This is a genomic window from Methylocaldum sp., from assembly GCF_039794385.1.
GTDB lineage: Bacteria > Pseudomonadota > Gammaproteobacteria > Methylococcales > Methylococcaceae > Methylocaldum.
This window is the reverse complement of sequence record NZ_JBDIVO010000468.1, coordinates 1-2,962: the sequence shown is the minus strand read 5'-3', so window position 1 is coordinate 2,962 and position 2,962 is coordinate 1. Positions and strand designations below refer to the sequence as shown.

The window sequence follows — 2,962 nt, the reverse complement described above, 5'->3', positions numbered from 1 at the left end:
TTTTTTTCAGCAGAAGGCGGGATAACAGATCCCTAACCGTGACCGGGGTTCCAACGGTTTCTCCTTCCGTTTGCCGCGGGACATTTTTCGATCAACCACTCGGCAAACGTACAAACCGGCTTCGCCGACGATATAACGGCCCAGTTCGATGACGACCGTAGCATTCGGAAGATGCGGCCGAATTTCCTCGAGACGTTCCGTCAGTTGCTCGCCGATCGGACGGATATCGAGAGGCTGCTCGCCCGGGAAATACGGAATGCCGAAGCCGCCGCCGATGTTCAAAAGGCGAATCGGCGAAGGGCAGTGATCCGCCAAACGCAGGGCAAGCTCGATACTTTTCTGCTGGGCTTCGATAATCGCTTCCGCCCGCAAATTTTGGGAGCCGCTGAAAATATGGAAGCCCTGGAAATTCAGTTCATATTCGCCCACACGCCGCAACAGTTCGGGCACCAGTTCCTCGTCGACTCCGAACTGCTTAGGGCCCCCGCCCATTTTCATGCCCGAGGATTTGAGCTCGAACGCCGGGTTGATGCGAATCGCGACTCTTGCCGGATACCCCAGGCGCTCCGATTGTCGGGCGATGACATCTAGTTCGTGAGCGGATTCGACGTTGATCAAGATTCCTGCCGCGATCGCACACGATAGTTCTTCGGCGCGCTTGCCGGGACCGGCCATGCTGATGTGCTCGGGAGGCATGGGGGTGTCGAGCGCGACTTTCATTTCGCCTGCGGAAGCCACATCGAGGCCATCCACTAATCCCGCCAGGTGCTGGACGACCGCCGGCATAGGGTTGGCCTTGATCGCATAGTGCAGGTGGATTTCCTTGGGGAGGTGCCTACGGAGGTGTTCGACGCGCTCCGTGATGAGCCGTCGGTCGTAGACGTAAAACGGCGTTCGTCCGACGCGCTCGGCCAGCCGGGTCAATTTCATGCCGCCGACGATCAGACAATCATCTTCGACCGGAAACTGGGTCAGAGCGGCGTGACGGGGAGGTTCCTTATTCATGGGCACCTTCTTCGTAGAGGTGGGCGAATTGCGCCGCGAGTTGTTTTCGATCGATTTTGCCGTTCGGATTCCGCGGCAAGCTGTGCAGAAGCTGAATCGACGCCGGTACCATGAAGTTCGGCAACCGCTGGCGACAAACCTCGATCAAGTTATCGCTCGGCGCTTCGGCCTGGCTGGTGGAGATGACCGCAACGATCGCTTGGCCCAAGATGGGGTGGGGTACGCCGACCACGGCGGCTTCCGAGACCAGCCCGGTCGAATAAATGACCTCCTCGACTTCGGTCGGGCTGACCCGGTAGCCCGAGGTCTTGATCATATCGTCCTTGCGCCCGACGAAATAAAGATAGCCTTCTTCGTCCATGGTCACGGTATCGCCGGACCACACGGCAATTTCCGGTATCGGTAATTCATGAGGGCGGCCTGGCGCGGGTCGGAAACGTTCGGCGGTTTTTTCGGGATCGTTCCAATAGCCCAAAGCGACGAGAGATCCCCTGTGAACCAATTCTCCGGGCTCGTGCGGCGCGCAGGGCGTGCCGTCCTCGCGTACGACGACGATTTCGGCGTTCGGAATGGCCTTTCCCATCGAGTCCGGCCGGAGATCGATTTGATCGGGCGGAAGATAAGTGGACCGGAACGCCTCGGTCAGACCGTACATCAGAAAGAATCTGGCGCTAGGCGCGTTATCCCGGATGCGCTCCAACGTCGCCTTCGGCATTTTTCCGCCGGAGTTGGTCATGTAGCGCAGATGTTCGTCGATGCTTGCCGGCCATTGGAGTTGAGCCAACTGCGCCCACAGCGGCGGAACGGCCGCGAGTCCGGTAATGCGATAACGCGTTAGGGCATTGACGACATCCTTGGGCAAGAGGTAATCCATCAACACACAGCAGGCGCCTTTGAGCAGGGCCGTCGTCAGTTGGTTCAGCCCGTAATCGAAGCTGAAGGGCAGAACGGCGAGGATGCGGTCCTCGGGGACGATCTCCAAATACTGAGCGACGCTCTTGGCGCCGGTAACGATATTCCGATGGGAAAGCACGACCCCTTTGGGTTTGCCGGTACTGCCGGAGGTATACAAGATGGCGGCCATATCCGTATCGATGATGACCGGGTTGGCCGGCTTTGCGGCGGATGGTGCCAGTCGTGACAAATCCGCCCAGCTTAAGACCCGAACCCCGGCGATCGCGGGCAGTTCTTCGGTCGAATCGGTGGCGATGACCGTGTGCAGATCGGTGCACGCTGCGAGTACGCCCATCAAGCCGTTGAGGCGGCTTTGAGACGTGATCAGAACCCTGACATTGCAGTCCTGAAGAATATAGGCGACCTGCTCGGCCTTAAGCACGGGATTAACGGGTACGAATACTCCGCCGGCCTGCGAGACGGCCAAATAGCTGACAACCGTTTCGACTTGCTTGGGCAGATAGACCGCGACGCGCTGCTGGCGTAAAAGGCCGACTGCCGATAATGCGTGAGCCTGCTTCGATACCGAGACGGATAGCTCACTGAACGTGAGGCTCGCCTCCTTGTGGCGGATTGCAGGGTTGGAAGGTGTTATCTCTGCGGTTCTTGCCAATAAATCATGAACTAATACAGGCATGGCTTATTTTTCGTGATTAGTTGATTTTGCAGGCATAATGCCGTCGGTAGGGCGTGGAAAATATCCGGAGCCGGTTGCTAGAAATGGCTCCGCATAATTATTGATCATCATTTCGGTATCGGTAAGTCTGCTACGAATCGTGAACGCGCGTAATCCCGTTGCTCTGGTGCAGAAAACAAGTCAGGTGGACGTCGATCAGGCAAAAATCGCGTAATTTTCCCGTTAAGCACGTCACCCCGGCAGGGAATGCCGGGGTGACGTGCTTAACTTAACGGCATTGCCCGAAGTATTCCGGGACACGGAGGCGCGTGTTCGTTTTTTCTGCCTTAAAGTAAGCGCGGCATGAATCGGAGCCGAGGACGGGTA

At 57.6% G+C, this 2,962-nt stretch carries 2 protein-coding genes; both read right to left on the bottom strand.

What is annotated here, in order from left to right:
• Positions 1 to 6: 6 nt before the first annotated feature.
• A complete protein-coding gene (locus ABJK70_RS22835; RefSeq protein WP_347259236.1) occupies positions 7 to 1,005 on the bottom strand; it encodes an alanine racemase in 999 nt (332 codons plus the stop codon).
• Complete coding sequence (locus ABJK70_RS22830) at positions 998 to 2,596, bottom strand: acyl-CoA ligase (AMP-forming), exosortase A system-associated (RefSeq protein ID WP_347259235.1); 1,599 nt, start codon at positions 2,594 to 2,596, stop codon at positions 998 to 1,000. The genes ABJK70_RS22835 and ABJK70_RS22830 overlap by 8 nt, the downstream gene beginning before the upstream one ends.
• Positions 2,597 to 2,962: the final 366 nt, after the last annotated feature.